Annotated in this window: 13 protein-coding genes and 1 pseudogene; 2 read left to right on the top strand and 12 right to left on the bottom strand. The window is 69.6% G+C overall.

Annotation, left to right across the window (positions count from 1 at the left end; translation table 11 throughout):
- Positions 1-54: 54 nt before the first annotated feature.
- The 5 genes from ACIP2X_RS19485 to dxr all read right to left on the bottom strand — a co-directional run bounded on the left by ACIP2X_RS19485 (position 55) and on the right by dxr (position 5,601).
- Positions 55-582, bottom strand: a complete 528-nt coding sequence (locus tag ACIP2X_RS19485) for a GNAT family N-acetyltransferase (protein WP_401674378.1) — start codon at positions 580-582, stop codon at positions 55-57.
- An 89-nt stretch (positions 583-671) separates the two neighbouring features.
- Complete coding sequence (locus tag ACIP2X_RS19480; RefSeq protein ID WP_401674375.1) at positions 672-1,520, bottom strand: GNAT family N-acetyltransferase; 849 nt, start codon at positions 1,518-1,520, stop codon at positions 672-674.
- A gap of 153 nt (positions 1,521-1,673) precedes the next feature.
- Positions 1,674-2,831, bottom strand: a complete 1,158-nt coding sequence (ispG, locus tag ACIP2X_RS19475; RefSeq protein ID WP_401674372.1) for a flavodoxin-dependent (E)-4-hydroxy-3-methylbut-2-enyl-diphosphate synthase — start codon at positions 2,829-2,831, stop codon at positions 1,674-1,676.
- A 170-nt stretch (positions 2,832-3,001) separates the two neighbouring features.
- On the bottom strand, positions 3,002-4,294 hold the full coding sequence (locus tag ACIP2X_RS19470) for a M50 family metallopeptidase (protein ID WP_401674513.1): 1,293 nt from the start codon (positions 4,292-4,294) through the stop codon (positions 3,002-3,004).
- A gap of 8 nt (positions 4,295-4,302) precedes the next feature.
- Entirely contained in the window at positions 4,303-5,601 is a 1,299-nt protein-coding gene (gene dxr, locus ACIP2X_RS19465) for a 1-deoxy-D-xylulose-5-phosphate reductoisomerase (protein ID WP_401674369.1), read from the bottom strand.
- Positions 5,602-5,811: 210 nt separating this feature from the next.
- Between dxr and ACIP2X_RS19460 the strand changes: the two are divergent.
- A pseudogene (locus ACIP2X_RS19460) lies at positions 5,812-5,907 on the top strand (lamin tail domain-containing protein); the annotation flags it as partial.
- 50 nt (positions 5,908-5,957) lie between these two features.
- Here ACIP2X_RS19460 and ACIP2X_RS19455 read toward each other — a convergent pair.
- Both ACIP2X_RS19455 and ACIP2X_RS19450 read right to left on the bottom strand, forming a co-directional pair.
- The gene (locus tag ACIP2X_RS19455) at positions 5,958-7,892 is read right to left on the bottom strand and encodes an acyl-CoA dehydrogenase family protein (protein ID WP_401674367.1); all 1,935 of its coding nucleotides are present in this window, start codon (positions 7,890-7,892) and stop codon (positions 5,958-5,960) included.
- 745 nt (positions 7,893-8,637) lie between these two features.
- Positions 8,638-9,102 carry a hypothetical protein gene (locus ACIP2X_RS19450; RefSeq protein ID WP_401674365.1) on the bottom strand — a complete coding sequence of 155 codons (465 nt, stop codon included), beginning with the start codon at positions 9,100-9,102 and terminating at the stop codon, positions 8,638-8,640.
- A gap of 585 nt (positions 9,103-9,687) precedes the next feature.
- On the opposite strand from ACIP2X_RS19450, the gene ACIP2X_RS19445 reads away from it, so the two are divergent.
- Positions 9,688-10,347, top strand: coding sequence for an HNH endonuclease family protein (locus tag ACIP2X_RS19445; RefSeq protein WP_401674510.1), 660 nt, complete (start codon positions 9,688-9,690; stop codon positions 10,345-10,347).
- Between the two features lie 74 nt (positions 10,348-10,421).
- On the opposite strand, the gene ACIP2X_RS19440 is transcribed toward ACIP2X_RS19445, so the two are convergent.
- The 5 genes from ACIP2X_RS19440 to ACIP2X_RS19420 all read right to left on the bottom strand — a co-directional run bounded on the left by ACIP2X_RS19440 (position 10,422) and on the right by ACIP2X_RS19420 (position 14,047).
- Entirely contained in the window at positions 10,422-11,294 is an 873-nt protein-coding gene (locus ACIP2X_RS19440) for a GNAT family N-acetyltransferase (RefSeq protein WP_401674362.1), read from the bottom strand.
- A 96-nt stretch (positions 11,295-11,390) separates the two neighbouring features.
- Positions 11,391-11,588, bottom strand: coding sequence for a hypothetical protein (locus ACIP2X_RS19435; protein WP_401674359.1), 198 nt, complete (start codon positions 11,586-11,588; stop codon positions 11,391-11,393).
- Positions 11,589-11,593: 5 nt separating this feature from the next.
- On the bottom strand, positions 11,594-12,712 hold the full coding sequence (locus tag ACIP2X_RS19430) for a radical SAM protein (RefSeq protein ID WP_401674355.1): 1,119 nt from the start codon (positions 12,710-12,712) through the stop codon (positions 11,594-11,596).
- A gap of 298 nt (positions 12,713-13,010) precedes the next feature.
- The gene (locus ACIP2X_RS19425) at positions 13,011-13,592 is read right to left on the bottom strand and encodes a hypothetical protein (protein ID WP_401674352.1); all 582 of its coding nucleotides are present in this window, start codon (positions 13,590-13,592) and stop codon (positions 13,011-13,013) included.
- The gene (locus tag ACIP2X_RS19420) at positions 13,589-14,047 is read right to left on the bottom strand and encodes an ATP-binding protein (RefSeq protein ID WP_401674350.1); all 459 of its coding nucleotides are present in this window, start codon (positions 14,045-14,047) and stop codon (positions 13,589-13,591) included. Before ACIP2X_RS19420 ends, ACIP2X_RS19425 begins: the two co-directional genes overlap by 4 nt.
- Positions 14,048-14,513 lie beyond the last annotated feature (466 nt).

The following is a 14,513-nucleotide window of genomic DNA, read 5'->3' as shown; positions in this document are numbered from 1 at the left end:
CGTAAGGGTGGTGCCAAGGAGGTTAGCCGGGCGGTGCGGGACGGTGGAAATCGGTTATCGGCGCAGCGGCAGCGGCGCGCCCATCACGGCGTACGGCTTGGGGGCGCTGGGGAAGTGGACCTGGCGGGCGAGGTCCTCGTAGCCGAGGGAGCGGTAGAGGCCGCGGGCGGGGCTGTCGGTGTCGATCGCCGAGAGGATCGAGCGGGGCTCGGCCGCCGTGTCCGTGATCGCGGTGATGAGCCTCCGGCCGATACCGCGGTTCTGGTGGCGGGGGTGCACATGCAGCTCGGTGATCACGAAGGAGCCGTCGAGCCACTCGTCATGGCCCTGGGCGCGCAGGTAGGGCTCCACGACGGTGGACCACCAATGGGCGCGGTCGTTGGGCATGCCGTAGACGAAGCCCACGAGACGGTCGTCGGCGGTGGCGCCGAGGGCGCGTGCGCCGGGGTAGCTCATGTGACGCAGGACGATCTGGCGCCGGACGGCGATCTCGTCGGAGCCCAGGCCGAAGGCCTCGGCTTGCACTGCGAGGGCCTCGTCTACGTGGGCGGGGAGATCCAGGGGGCCGAAGACGAGGTCCATGGCGGGGAGCTTACAGGGGGCTTTCGGTGACCGAACGGGTGCGTGCGCGTCGGAACCGGTCGGGCGGTTCCCCCCGCCCGCGCGGGCGACTAGAACAGGACACTCATGAAGGCGCCGACCTCCTGGAAGCCCACCCTGCGGTACGTCCGTCGCGCCGCGGTGTTGTAGTCGTTGACGTACAGGCTGACGACCGGCGCGATGTCTGCGAGGGCGTAGCGCAGGACCGCCGCCATGCCGGGGGCCGCGAGGCCCTGGCCGCGGTACTCGGGGGCCACCCAGACGCCCTGGATCTGGCAGGCCCGGTCGGTCGCCGCGCCGATCTCCGCCTTGAAGACGACCTTGCCGTGTTCGTCGACGCGCGCGAAGGAGCGGCCGGAGCCGACGAGTTCGGCGACCCGGGCCTGGTAGAGCAGGCCGCCGTCGCCGGCCAGCGGGGAGACGCCGACCTCCTCGGTGAACATCGCCACGCACGCCGGCATGATCGTCTCCATCTCGTCCTTGCGGACGCGGCGGACGTAGGGGTCCGGGGCGATGTCGGTGGGCATCCGGTCGGTGACCATGAGGGGCTGGTGCGCGCGGACCTCGCGGGCGGGGCCCCAGTGGGGTTCGAGGAGCCGCCAGAGCTGGGCGGTGGAGTCGGCGGGGCCGACCACGGAGGAGCAGCGGCGGCCGGAGCGGCGGGCGCGGTCGGCGAAGGCGCGCACGGCGCGCGGGGTGGCGCAGATGGGCACGAGGTTGGCGCCCGCGTAGCAGAGGGACGTCAGCATGCCGTCCTCGTACCAGCCCCACATCTCGCCGCCGAGCCGCCAGGGGTCGAGACCGGCGACCTGCACCCGGGACGTCACGAAGGCGTTGGCCACCGGCTCGCGGTCGAGGACGGTGAGCGCGGCGTCCAGGTCGCTCGGTTCGAGGACCCGGGAGGTCGTCTGGGTCAACACGGGCGGGGCCTCACGGGTGGGGTCTGCTGATCTCCGCACTGTACCCGCGGAAGCTGAGCGGTGCCGCCCCGCGTGAGGTACCGCCCGACGCGAGGTGCCGCTCGCCGTGCACGGGCGAGCGGCGCCTCAGGGATTTCGGCCCGGGAGGGAGTTTCAGCCCGCGACGGAGACAGAGGGCTCGCCCGAGGCCGCGCCGTCCGCCTCCATCTGCTCGGCCAGCTTCATGGCCTCTTCGATGAGGGTTTCGACGATCTTGGACTCCGGGACGGTCTTGATGACCTCGCCCTTGACGAAGATCTGGCCCTTGCCGTTGCCCGAGGCGACGCCGAGGTCGGCCTCGCGGGCCTCGCCGGGGCCGTTGACGACACAGCCCATGACCGCGACGCGCAGCGGCACGTCCATGCCCTCCAGTCCCGCGGTGACCTCTTCGGCGAGCTTGTAGACGTCGACCTGGGCGCGGCCGCAGGAGGGGCAGGAGACGATCTCCAGGCCGCGCTCCTTGAGGTTGAGCGATTCCAGGATCTGGATGCCGACCTTGACCTCCTCGGCGGGCGGGGCCGACAGCGACACCCGGATCGTGTCCCCGATGCCCTCGCTGAGCAGCGCCCCGAAGGCGACCGCCGACTTGATCGTGCCCTGGAAGGCCGGACCGGCCTCCGTGACACCCAGGTGCAGCGGATAGTCGCACTGCGCAGCCAGCTGCCGGTAGGCCTCGATCATCACGACCGGGTCGTTGTGCTTGACGGAGATCTTGATGTCGCGGAAGTCGTGCTCCTCGAACAGCGACGCCTCCCACAGCGCCGACTCCACCAGCGCCTCCGGCGTCGCCTTGCCGTACTTCTGCAGCAGCCGCCGGTCCAGCGAGCCCGCGTTCACCCCGATCCGGATCGGCGTGCCGTGCTCCTTCGCCGCCTTGGCGATCTCCCTGACCTTGTCGTCGAACTGCTTGATGTTGCCCGGGTTCACCCGCACCGCCGCACAACCCGCCTCGATCGCCGCGAACACGTACTTCGGCTGGAAGTGGATGTCCGCGATCACCGGGATCTGCGACTTGCGCGCGATGGTCGCCAGCGCGTCCGCGTCGTCCTGCGTCGGACACGCCACCCGCACGATCTGGCACCCGGAAGCCGTCAGCTCGGCGATCTGCTGAAGCGTGGCACCGATGTCCGACGTACGCGTCGTCGTCATGGACTGGACGGAGACCGGGGCGTCCCCGCCGACCGGCACCGTGCCGACCTGGATCTGCCGGCTCTTGCGGCGCTCGGCGAGCTTGGTCGGAACGGACGGCATGCCGAGAGAAATCGCAGTCATCTGCTGTGCAACCCCAAGTCGTGGATCAAGATCCGGTCCCGTCAGCAGCGGGCTCCAGGCTTCGAGATTACGGCACGCCTTCGGTCGTCAGCACATCCCGCCCGCTTAAACCCACTCGATGGAAGGCGGCCCGGCACCCACGGTGCCGGGCCGCCGCCAACTCCGTATGGCTAGGAGATTCTCACCGGGTTGACCACGTCGGCGATGAGCACCAGGAGCGTGAAGCAGATGAAGATCCCGGCGACCACGTAGGCGACGGGCATCAGCTTCGCCACGTCGAACGGACCCGGGTCCGGACGGCGCAGCACCTTCGCCAGGTTCCGCCGCAGCGACTCCCACAGGGCGCCCGCGATGTGACCGCCGTCGAGCGGGAGCAGCGGGAGCATGTTGAAGAGGAACAGCGAGAGGTTGAATCCGGCGACCAGCATCAGGGCCATGGCCAGCTGCTGGGTGGGCGGGATGTCGAGGGTGAAGATCTCGCCGCCGACGCGGGCCGCGCCGACCACGCCCATCGGGGAGTCCGGCTCCCGCTCGGCGCCGTCGAACGCGGCGTTCCACAGGGCCGGGATCTTGCTGGGCAGGGCGGCGAGGGAGTCCACGGCCTCGTCGATCCGGTCGCCCATCCACACCAGGGACTCGTCGAAGTCCTGCCGGACGACGCCGGTGGCGGCGCTGAAGCCGAGGAAGCCGGCGTTGACGTACTCGCCCTGGACGATCTGGCCGTCGGAGTCCTTCTTGGCGACCTGGTTGGTCGCGATCGTCGCGCTCAGGGTGACTTCCTCGCCCCCCCGCTCGACGACGATCGGCACCTCCTTGCCGGGGTTGGCGCGGATCAGGTCGGAGAGCTCGTTCCACTCGTCGGTGCGCACCCCGTCGAAGGCGACGATCCTGTCCCCCGCCTTCAGGCCGGCCGCGGCGGCCGGGGAGGGCTTGTCCGCCGAGGTGCACTTGTCGCGGTTCTCGCTCTGCGCGATCACGCACTGGGAGACCGAGCTGACGCTGGTGGTCTGCTGCGAGATGCCGAAGCCCATCAGCACGATGAGGAAGAGCACGACCGCCATGACGAGGTTCATGAACGGGCCCGCGAACATCACGACGACCCGCTTCCACGGCGTGCGCGTGTAGAACATGCGGGACTCGTCGCCGGGGCGCAGTTCCTCGAAGGCGGCCGAGCGGGCGTCCTCGATCATGCCGCGCCACGGCGAGGTGGAGCGGGCCTCCAGGCGGCCGTCGGGGCCGGGCGGGAACATGCCGATCATGCGGATGTACCCGCCGAACGGGATGGCCTTCACGCCGTACTCGGTCTCGCCCTTGGTGCGGGAGAAGATCGTCGGGCCGAAGCCGACCATGTACTGCGGGACGCGGATCCCGAACAGCTTGGCCGTGGACAGATGCCCCAGCTCGTGCCACGCGATCGAGACCAGCAGGCCGACCGCGAACACGACTATGCCGAGGATCATCATCAAGGTCGTCATGCACGCGCCTCCGCGGTGGCTGTCTGCGCCGTGTTTCCGGTCTGTGCCGTGTTTCCGGTCCGCTCGGTCAGTTCACGGGCCCGGGCGCGGGCCCAGGTCTCCGCTTCGAGGACGTCCGGCACGGTGAGCGAGGTTCCCGTGCCCGGGCTGCCGTGCTCGTCCACGACCCGGGTGACGGTCTCCATGATCCCGTTGAACGGCAGCGCGCCCCGCAGGAAGGCGTCCACGCACTCCTCGTTGGCGGCATTGAACACCGCCGGGGCGGTGCCCGCGAGCTCTCCGACGTGCCGGGCGAGGCCGACCGAGGGGAAGGCGTCCGTGTCCAGCGGGAAGAACTCCCAGGTGGACGCCGTGCTCCAGTCGAAGGCGGGGGCCGCGTCGGGGACGCGTTCGGGCCAGCCGAGGCCGATGGCGATGGGCCCGCGCATGTCCGGGGGCGTCGCCTGGGCGATCGTGGATCCGTCCGTGAACTCAACCATCGAGTGGACATACGACTGCGGATGCACGACCACCTCAATGCGTTCGAAGGGAATGTCGTACAGCAGATGTGCCTCGATGACTTCGAGACCCTTGTTGACGAGGGTCGCGGAGTTGATCGTGATCACCGGTCCCATCGCCCAGGTGGGGTGGGCCAGGGCGTCCTCGACGGTCACGTGCGCCAGCTCGGCCCTGCTCCGGCCGCGGAAGGGGCCGCCGGAGGCGGTGACGACGAGTTTGCGCACGTCGGCGCGGGTGCCCGCGGCGAGCGACTGGAAGAGCGCCGCGTGCTCGGAGTCGACCGGGATGATCTGGCCGGGCTCGGCGAGCGCCTTGACCAGCGGGCCGCCCACGATGAGCGACTCCTTGTTGGCGAGCGCGAGGGTGCGGCCCGCCTCCAGGGCGGCGAGGGTCGGGGCGAGGCCGATGGATCCGGTGATGCCGTTCAGCACGGTGTGGCAGTCGGAGGCGGCGATCTGCGTGGCCGCGTCCGGGCCGGCGAGGATCTCCGGCAGCGGCTCCCCCGCGCCGTAGTGCGCGAAGAGCGCCTCCCCCAGCGCCGGTACGACGTCCTCGCGGGCCACGGCGACGGTCCGCACCCGGAGCCGGTGGGCCTGCTCGGCGAGGAGGGCGACGCGGCCGCCGTTGGCGGACAGGCCGGTGACCCGGAAGCGCTCCGGGTTGCGCAGGACGAGGTCGATGGCCTGGGTGCCGATCGACCCCGTGGAGCCGAGGATGACGACGTCCTTCGGGCCGTCGCCCGTCACCGGGTCGTAGACGAGGTGCGGGTCTGCGAGAGGGGCTGGGCTGTCGCTCATGCCCCCATTGTTGCCGCAACGGATGCCGGGCCGGAGCAGGGTGCCCCTCACTCGGGTGCCCGCCGGTCCGGGCGTGCCCGTTCCCGGCCGGATGGACCCGGTTTCCCCATCTGTGAAGCTGACGTGAAGATCACGTGATAACACTTCACTCCTGGCCGGCACGACGGCCGGTCACGGACGACCCTCAACGGCGAGTGGGTGGAGATCAAGAACACCAGCGACACGGCCACGCCGACCCGGGCGAACGGCGCCCGGGTCGACACCTGCTCGTGGACGACGCGGGACCCCAGCGACAAGTGGTGCTGACGTGCCGCGGCGGGTGCGGGGGCCGACCCGCACCCGCCGCGCGCGGGACCTCACCTGATGGGCCGGTGCAGGTTCTCCTTACGGCTCGGGCCGGGGGTCGCGTCCGCGATCCAGGGTCCGTCGCCCGAGGGGTCGACGATGCCCTGCTCCAGCCACTCGTAGCCGCCGGCCAGGACGTTCTTGACGACCTTGCGGTCGAGGTCGTCGGTGTTGGTCCACAGCCGGCCGAAGAGCTCGTCGACGCGGATGCGGGACTGCCGGCAGAAGGCGTCGGCGAGCTGGTAGGCCTCGCGGCCGTGCTCGCCCCGGCTGCGCAGGAGTTCGGCGCGGACGCAGGCCGCGCTCATCGCGAACAGCTCGGCGCCGATGTCCACGACCCGCCCCAGGAAGCCCTGCTTGGTCTCCATCCGGCCCTGCCAGCGGGACATCGCGTAGAAGGTGGACCGGGCCAGCTTGCGGGAGGTGCGCTCGACGTAGCGCAGATGCGGCGAGAGGTCGATGCCGTGCTTGAACTCCCCGTACGACGCCGGGAGCTGGCCCGCCCCGGCCACCAGCTTCGGCAGCCACTTGGCGTAGAAGACACCGGCCTGCGCGCCCGCCTTCGCCTTGTCCTGGAGGGACTTGTCCGGGTCGATCAGGTCACCGGCGACCGAGAGGTGGGCGTCGACCGCCTCGCGGGCGATCAGCAGGTGCATGATCTCGGTGGAGCCCTCGAAGATGCGGTTGATCCTGAGGTCGCGCAGGATCTGCTCGGCGGGGACCGCGCGCTCTCCGCGCGCCCGCAGCGACTCGGCGGTCTCGAAGCCGCGGCCGCCGCGGATCTGGACCAGTTCGTCGGCCATCAGGCAGGCCATCTCGGAGCCGTAGAGCTTGGCGAGGGCCGCCTCGATGCGGATGTCGTTGCGGTCCTCGTCGGCCATCTGGGACGACAGGTCCACGACGGCCTCCAGCGCGAAGGTGGTGGCCGCGATGAACGCGATCTTCGAGCCGACCGCCTCGTGCAGCGCCACCGGCTTGCCCCACTGCTCGCGGGCGGCCGACCACTCCCGGGCGATCTTCAGACACCACTTGCCGGCGCCGACGCACATCGCGGGCAGCGACAGCCGGCCCGTGTTGAGCGTGGTGAGCGCGATCTTCAGGCCGGCGCCCTCGGGGCCGATCCGGTTGGCGGCCGGGACGCGGACCCGGTGGAAGCGGGTGACGCCGTTCTCCAGGCCGCGCAGGCCCATGAAGGCGTTGCGGTTCTCGACGGTGACGCCCTCGGAGGAGGCCTCCACCACGAACGCCGTGATGCCGCCCTTGTGCCCCTCGGACTTCGGCACGCGGGCCATCACGACCAGCAGATCGGCGACGACCCCGTTGGTCGTCCAGAGCTTCACGCCGTCGAGGACGTAGTCGTCGCCGTCCGGCACCGCGGTGGTGGCCAGCCGGGCCGGGTCGGAGCCGACGTCCGGTTCGGTCAGCAGGAACGCGGAGATGTCGGTGCGGGCGCAGCGCGGCAGGAAGACGTCCTTCTGCTCCTGGGTGCCGAAGAGCTTCAGCGGCTGCGGTACGCCGATCGACTGGTGCGCGCTCAGCAGGGCGCCGACGGCCGGGTTGGCGGAACCGACCAGGGCGAGGGCCTTGTTGTAGTACACCTGCGTCAGGCCCAGGCCGCCGTACTTCGTGTCGATCTTCATGCCGAGGGCACCGAGCTCCTTGAGCCCGTCGATCACGTCGTCGGGGATCCGCGCGTCCCGCTCGATGGTGGCGGAGTCGATCTTCGTCTCGCAGAAGTCGCGGAGTTTGGTGAGGAACTCCTCGCCGCGCTGCGCGTCCTCGTCGGGCGGCAGCGGATGGGGGTGGATGAGGTCGAGGCGGAAGCGTCCGAGGAACAGTTCCTTGGCGAAGCTGGGCTTGCGCCAGTCCTGTTCGCGGGCCGCCTCGGCCACCTGGCGGGCCTCACGTTCGGTGACGGTGGGTCGGGGGGTGGGAGCTGCGGACATGAGGCTCACCTCGCCGTGAAGAGGGATCAGGTCCGTCATGGTTACCGACGGGTGCTACCCGTTCGTATGTACCCGATCCGGGGCAGGGCCACCACCCCGCGCGCACGCGCCGTGGCGAGAACGGGACGCCGCGCGCAGGCCCCGGCCCCGCCCTCACCGGCGCGGCGCCCGGGGCGTCGGGGCAGGACCGCGCGCGCCGGCCCGCTTGCGCCGTACGGGTGGCTCCGGCCGACCGGGAAGCGCGGCCGGCGAACCGGCCCGGCGCCGCCCGTGCACGCCACGCACGACGACGGCCGGAGCCCCCGCACAGTGGGCCCTCTTCACCCGACCTGACCTGCTATTTCTCTCCAACCTGGGGGAATGGCGGCCACTTCAGGCCGTCTCAGCCCGTCTTGGCCCGCCTCAGCCCGTCTCGGCCGACCCCCGTGTTCCCGCGGGAACACGGGGCACCGACGTACTCTGACCTCGGGGGACCGCTGTCACCGTGAATGACGAACGGCTCCGCGATGTGACCGAAAGTAATGCCCGGCCTGGACCATCGCCGTAGAGGGGGCCCGCTAGCACCAACACCGGAAGGGCTTCGTTGACCGTTCGGGGCCCATGTACTCCCCTGCATCGTCACCGCGGCAGCGATCCCCCCACGGTTCGGGCCATGATCGGCCGGACATGCCACGGACCAGGCAGTCCTGGTCGTCGATGAATCTGGTCACGAACCGGGTGGGACTTGTGATTGCCGGCCCATCGCTTACGGGCAGGACCCGGCTTTCTGCGCAAGGATGTACGCCTGCGACGGGTTTTCGATCTTGACGTAGACCGGCGTGCTGGAGTTGGACCGGTCGTAGGTCATGGTCCACCTCTTGGTCAGAAGCGGGAACTCGTTCAGGAACTCGACCTTGTAGCAGTAGCCCGCGTCGACCCGGAAGGCGTCCCAGTCCTGCCGGCTCGGAGTCCGCTCGGTTGGGTAGATCCACTTCGTGGTGGTCAGGCTCACGCAGCCTGAGCTGGCGGTAGCCGTCGTTCCGGTTGAACAGGTCCAGTTCTGGACGGCCAGCACTCCGAGGTGGCTGCCGTTGGTGAACTCGGAGCAGCCCGTGATATCGCACGAACCGCCCGCGTGGGCAGTCGACACCGAGCCGAGTAGCACGAGAGAGGCGACCGCCAACGTGGTGGCGGATCTCCGGCCCAGCTTGACAACCTTTTCCTTGATCAAGTTGACTCCCAACTGAGGCTAGCGACAAAGCCGTTGACATAATGGGCGCGATCGTTCTTGAGGCACAAGGCCCTGCGTGCCCTCTACCGGCGGGCACCCCGTTCTAGGCGCTTGGGGGCGGCCCTGAGTTCGACGCAGATGGACTTAGCAGCCCACCGGCGGCGCACGGCTCGCAGGCTTGCTTCTTGACGTTGTCGTCCAACAAGGACCCAGCGCTGAAGCTGCTTCGCCGCCGGCACCGCGTCAGATCATCGAATATCGGCAACTGCTAGCGGCCTGCAAAGCGGACAGCCGGGGAGCGCGGTCACCCAGGACACGCCCCCGCACCACGTGACGAACCGCAAGACCGTGTCCTCTGCGGGGACTCAGCCCAAACCTGGCAGTCGCGCAGAACAGCCACATGATCGCCCGGATAAATTCCTAGGCGCTTCGCGACGCAACCTATGGGCCGTGACGGCCCCTTGCCGGTGTGACTTACCGCGCCCAGGAGTGAATCCTGCTGCGATCGCCAGCCTGCCCGGATGCTGTACCGCTACGAAGATCACGTTCAGTTCGGATCTTCCTGAAGGGACTGCCGTGCGCATCCTGGTCTCTCTCGCTGCCGCAACCGCCGCTGTTGTGGCTCTTGTCACGCCCACCCACGCCGTCGGTCCGATCGGTGAGCCGGGCGGCACGCTGGCCATGCCGCTGCACGACGCCGTCCAGGTGCTGCCGGTAGCCGAGGAGGAGCGGGCCGGGTACCAGCGGACCTCGTTCAAGCACTGGGTGGACGCCGATCGGGACGGTTGTTCGACTCGCAACGAGGTGCTGAAGGCGGAGGCGTTCCTCACGCCGGAGCAGGCCGCGGGCTGCAAGCTGAGTGGCGGCGAGTGGTACTCCCCGTACGACAACGTCTACATCGGTGCCCCGGGTGGCCTGGACATCGACCACCTGGTTCCACTCGCGGAAGCCTGGGACTCCGGAGCCTTTGCCTGGGCGGCGAAGGAGCGCGAGGACTACGCCAACGATCTTGGGGACGACCGGTCGCTGATCGCGGTCAGCGCGCGCAGCAACCGCTCAAAGGCCGACCAGGACCCCGCCCAGTGGCTGCCCCCGCACGAGGCGTACCGCTGCCAGTACCTCACCGACTGGGTCGCCACCAAGATGCGTTGGCAGCTCGCTGTCGACGAAGTGGAGCGCGACATTCTCGACGAGGGCACTGCAGACTGCCCGAATGTGCCAGTGAAGATCACCTTCGCTCGGTAACACCGGTCTGTGGGAGGGGCTTCCGCCCTGTGGATGGGATCCCGTGATGTGGCGGGCACGTTCCTGGTGGGAAGTCACACGACCTTCTGATTGACGTACCCAAGCGACGCCAGACCTTCGGCCGCACACAACCGGTCTGAGGCTCCGGCAACTTGTGTCTGCAGCAACTGGTAGACCGCGCCGTGCTGGTGCCCCCAGTGCATGGCTGCGCGCCAGAGGGCCCGTCCGTAGCCGTAGCCCCGGTACTGCGGTAGGACGCCAAAGTACTGCGGTAGCAGGCGTGGTGCCCCGCTGGCGTCGATCATGATCTCCATGGGACCGATGGCGCCAGCAACGCGTCCTTCGTGCTGCACGGTCAGAACGGGGCCGATGGTCCCGCTCTGCATCTGTTCGTGGACGAAGGCGAACCCGTCGGCAGCCATCTCCCGTGCGAAGGCCTCGAATCCTGCGTCGTCGCCGAGTTTCTGAGCCTCATGGACCGCTAGGGTCGCTGCCCGACCAGGTCCGTCGGCGAACTCCTTGAGTTGGACCCGGGTCCCTACTCCTCGCGCGTGCTCCTCGGGCTGGTCCGGGGCGAGGAACCACACGACACGGGCCGTGGCTGCGCCGTGGAGCGGCGCGAGTCTCCGGGCAAGGTCCGCGCCTGCCGACAGACCGCCCGGGACTGCGCCGTACACGTGGACCTTCACGGTGCCGGCGCCGCGGTCGATGAGCGTGGGGATCAGGGTCAGCTCCCGGTCGTGCTCGATGGCGTCGACCAGGACGTGCTCGGTCTTGGTGTCCGACCAACGGCGGTCCTTGTCGTGCGGCAGGAAGCGCCCGGTTCCGGCCTCCGCCACGACGGCCTCGAACAGCTCCGGGAGGGGATCCTCCGGGCGGTGCGGGCCGAGGGTCGGGACGTATGGCACAGGCATCACAGGTTCGATCCAGCCCCAGCGAAAGTGCATGGCCCGCACGCTAGTCGTCTCCTCTCACAGCCGCAGGCCCCGGCGCGTCGAGTCGCCGGGGCCTGCGTGTCGTGACCGGCTCAGGCGCCGGCCGTCCTAGTGGGGGTTGTCGTCACCGGCAGCGCAGGAGCACTTGGCGCTGTCCATGACGGTGTCCATGTCGGCGACCGAGAGAACCTGAGTCACCGGCTGGGCCGCAGGAAGGACCGGCCGCGTGAAGTACGGCAGCTCACGGTCGGGGCCGTCGTCCGGCAGGGGACGCCTCGGCGAGATCTCGACTGCTACAGCGGTCATCTGATTCAGCCTGCTTTCTTCTGTCCGTGCTGGCAGTAAGCCGCCAGCGGGGCCTTCGCCTCCTGGTAGTGCTTGGCCAGGGGCCTGCATACGCGGCAGGAACCGGAGAGCGTGCAGCCTGAGCAGCCTCCGGTGCGAAGCATGAGGCGGTCCGCGATTTCTCCCAGCCGGGCTAGGCCCTGGATCCCCTCATGGGGGAGGCTGATCTGGTCGTCGCGGCCGATCTTGCAGATGGACACCAGGCCGTGCGGGTCCATGTGGAAGAAGGTGTGTCCGGCGTTGCAGCCGGTGAATGCCTTGCGCAGCCGCAGGTGCCCCTTTGACTGTGCGGTGAGTACCTCGCCGCCCCCGTAGATGGTGGGCGTCATGTTCGTGAAGACCTCGTACTCGACGCCCCACGTCTTGCACAGGTCGACCATGGCCTGTTCCTCGTGGCCGTTGTCATCGGTGACAACGATGCTCATCCGGAGAGGCAGGCGGGCGTGCCGGGCGGCGTTCATGCCCTGTACGAACTGGTCCCAGGCTCCGGCGCGCTGCGTCAGCTCGTCGTAACTGGCCTTGGTCGCCCCGTACATGGAGACCGTCACCCGGTACGGCGGGCATTCCTTGAAGGTGCGGAGCAGGTTCTCACGCCACAGCAGCGAGGCGTTCGTCGAAACGGTGATCATCATGCCGAGCTGCCACGCATGCCGGTAAGCGCGCAAAAAGTCCCGGTCGATGGTGGGCTCGCCGCCGGTCATCTGGAGGAACAGCACACCGGCCTCGCCCATGATGTCCAGGCAGCGCCGCTTGTCCTCCCACGGCATTCCCGACTGCACCTTGAGCCCCAGGTAGCAGTGCTTGCAGTTGTAGTTACAGCCGAGGTTGATCTCGTAGCTCGCCTTGCCGTACCCCCACTGGGAGGGTCGGCGCACCAGCAGGAAGTCCGCGAGGATCCGGCCGGTGATGTCCAGGTCGTCCCACTGCTCGCGGACTGCCTCCACGAGCCAGGGCGGGGCAGGTTCTGCTGGGTCGAAGGCGCGCAGCTCCTCGTAGCGGGCCTCCGGCAGGAGAGCGCCCCCGCGGCTTCCTGGCCGCACGAGCACGTACTGCTCCAGGAAAGGGCTGGCGATTACGTCATGCATGTGGACTCCAAGCGGAGCGGTCGTGGGTGAACTTGGTGGTTGGTCCCCGGCCGCCATGTCGGTGGCGGCCGGGGCCGGTGTCCCGGCCGCCGTCACTCCCCCACGGAGGGTCGGCCGGAACGCTGGCTCGCTCGGGGCCGGGGACCACGCGGGGAGCGGGTCCGGGCTTGGGGAGCCGGTCAGCTGCCGCTACCGGCCCCTGGCGGGTGCTCAGGTGGTCACGTGGCGGCGGCCAGCACGAGCGCCGAGAGCAGCGCTACGAGGGCGACCGCGCACACGACCACTTCCGTGCGGGGTTTCACTGGGGGCCTGCCTTCGCCACACGGAGGTGGCGGCCGGGGCCGCCGCGGGCGATCTCGCGCCAGCAGGTGTGGCAGGCGCGTACCTCCCAGCCGGGCCCAGCGATACCGACGCTGCGGGCGAGGAGGTGGCCGTCCCGGGTCGGGCTGCCGCAGGAGACGCATACCTGTATCGCCTGCGCTTCAGCGAGGGGGCCGAGCACCCATTCCAGGGCCGGGAGCAGCAGCCGAGTGTCCGTGTCCCACTTGCGGGTTGTGGGCACGCGCAGCCAGCGCATCCCGGCGCGGTACCCCTCCAGACCGCACACCAGCAGCTCGTCCCCTTCGCGGTGGACCTGCACGCCGGCCGCCCGGGCGTCGGGCCAGCGGTCCGCGGCTCCGGGCGGGATGACCCACAGCAGGTGGCCGCTGGCGTCGTCCTCCAGGACGGGCCCGGAGCGGTCGGCCAGGACGTCCAGCACCAGGTGCCCCCACGTGGCGGGCACGCTGACCGCGTTCCATGTGCTGTCGACGGCGACGAGGTCCAGGCGCACGTCCTCGCGCGGCAGGTACGGCGGCCGCAACGCGGCGGCGGTCGTCATGGTGCGGTCACCTCCGCCCACACCTGCTTGCCCCAGGGCAGCGGGATGACGCCCCAGTTGCTGGACAGCGCGTCGACCAGTTGCAGCCCCCTGCCGGTCTCGGCCAGCGGATCCCCGACCTCGAGCTGCGGCACCTCCCGGCTCTTGTCCGTGATCGCCACCCGAACCCGATGGCGAGCCGTACGGGTCACCGTCAGCCGCACCACGGTGCCCCTGGTGTGCCGGGCCGCGTTGCTCGCCAGTTCCGAAGCGATCAGCTTCAGGTCATCCCCGAGGTGCTCTAAGCGCCAGACGGCCAGCACCGTGTCCAACATCCTCCGCGCGTCCTCGGCGGCTTGGTCGTCCCTCTGCAGCACGCCGCTGTAGGCCGGATCTCCGGTACTGGAGGCGACCGGACGCCAGGACGGCCGTAGCCGTTCCACCGTCTCGGTCCCGTGGGTGGTGATGCTCGCCATGCTGACGCCCCCAAGCGGCTGTCGTGCATTTACGGAGGCGGGTCCATGGGGCCCGCCCTACAAGCCAACAGCCGTGCAACGCCGCCGCACGGACATCCGGGCGGACATTCAGGCGGACATTCTCGTGCGAGGGGACATCGCCGTTCCGCCCAACCGGCTACGGTCAGTAGACGGGCGGACGAGTGGAGTTACGACGTGGTCGAAGAACCGACGCTGTTCGAGCAGGCGTGCATCGCCCAGGGCTGGGACACAACAGGCCGCTTCGTTCAGGCCTTTGACGCGACCGCCAGCCTCGTGGGCGACCCGGTAACCGTGACTCCTCGTCACGTCCGCCGCTGGAAGAACGAGGTGCCGCCCCCGAGCCCGAGGGCCCAAACATGGCGAGTCCTCCATGCAATGTTCGGCGTAGACCCGAAAGAGCTTGGTTTCCTCAACCCCCCTGCCGGTGTCACCGTGAGAGGAGCAA

Source organism: Streptomyces sp. NPDC089424, assembly GCF_044749345.1.
Taxonomy (GTDB): Bacteria; Actinomycetota; Actinomycetes; order Streptomycetales; family Streptomycetaceae; genus Streptomyces.
Note: the sequence above shows the minus strand (reverse complement) of the source record. Positions and strands in the feature narration are given on the sequence as shown.

Bases quoted from the DNA above. Each gene is read 5' to 3' on its own strand.
- ACIP2X_RS19485 (WP_401674378.1), bottom strand. From the start codon at position 582: ATGGACCTCGTCTTCGGCCCCCTGGATCTCCCCGCCCACGTAGACGAG.
- ispG (WP_401674372.1), bottom strand. From the start codon at position 2,831: ATGACTGCGATTTCTCTCGGCATGCCGTCCGTTCCGACCAAGCTCGCC.
- ACIP2X_RS19470 (WP_401674513.1), bottom strand. From the start codon at position 4,294: ATGATGATCCTCGGCATAGTCGTGTTCGCGGTCGGCCTGCTGGTCTCG.
- dxr (WP_401674369.1), bottom strand. From the start codon at position 5,601: ATGAGCGACAGCCCAGCCCCTCTCGCAGACCCGCACCTCGTCTACGAC.
- ACIP2X_RS19455 (WP_401674367.1), bottom strand. From the start codon at position 7,892: ATGTCCGCAGCTCCCACCCCCCGACCCACCGTCACCGAACGTGAGGCC.
- ACIP2X_RS19440 (WP_401674362.1), bottom strand. From the start codon at position 11,294: ATGCACTTTCGCTGGGGCTGGATCGAACCTGTGATGCCTGTGCCATAC.
- ACIP2X_RS19435 (WP_401674359.1), bottom strand. From the start codon at position 11,588: ATGACCGCTGTAGCAGTCGAGATCTCGCCGAGGCGTCCCCTGCCGGAC.
- ACIP2X_RS19430 (WP_401674355.1), bottom strand. From the start codon at position 12,712: ATGCATGACGTAATCGCCAGCCCTTTCCTGGAGCAGTACGTGCTCGTG.
- ACIP2X_RS19425 (WP_401674352.1), bottom strand. From the start codon at position 13,592: ATGACGACCGCCGCCGCGTTGCGGCCGCCGTACCTGCCGCGCGAGGAC.
- ACIP2X_RS19420 (WP_401674350.1), bottom strand. From the start codon at position 14,047: ATGGCGAGCATCACCACCCACGGGACCGAGACGGTGGAACGGCTACGG.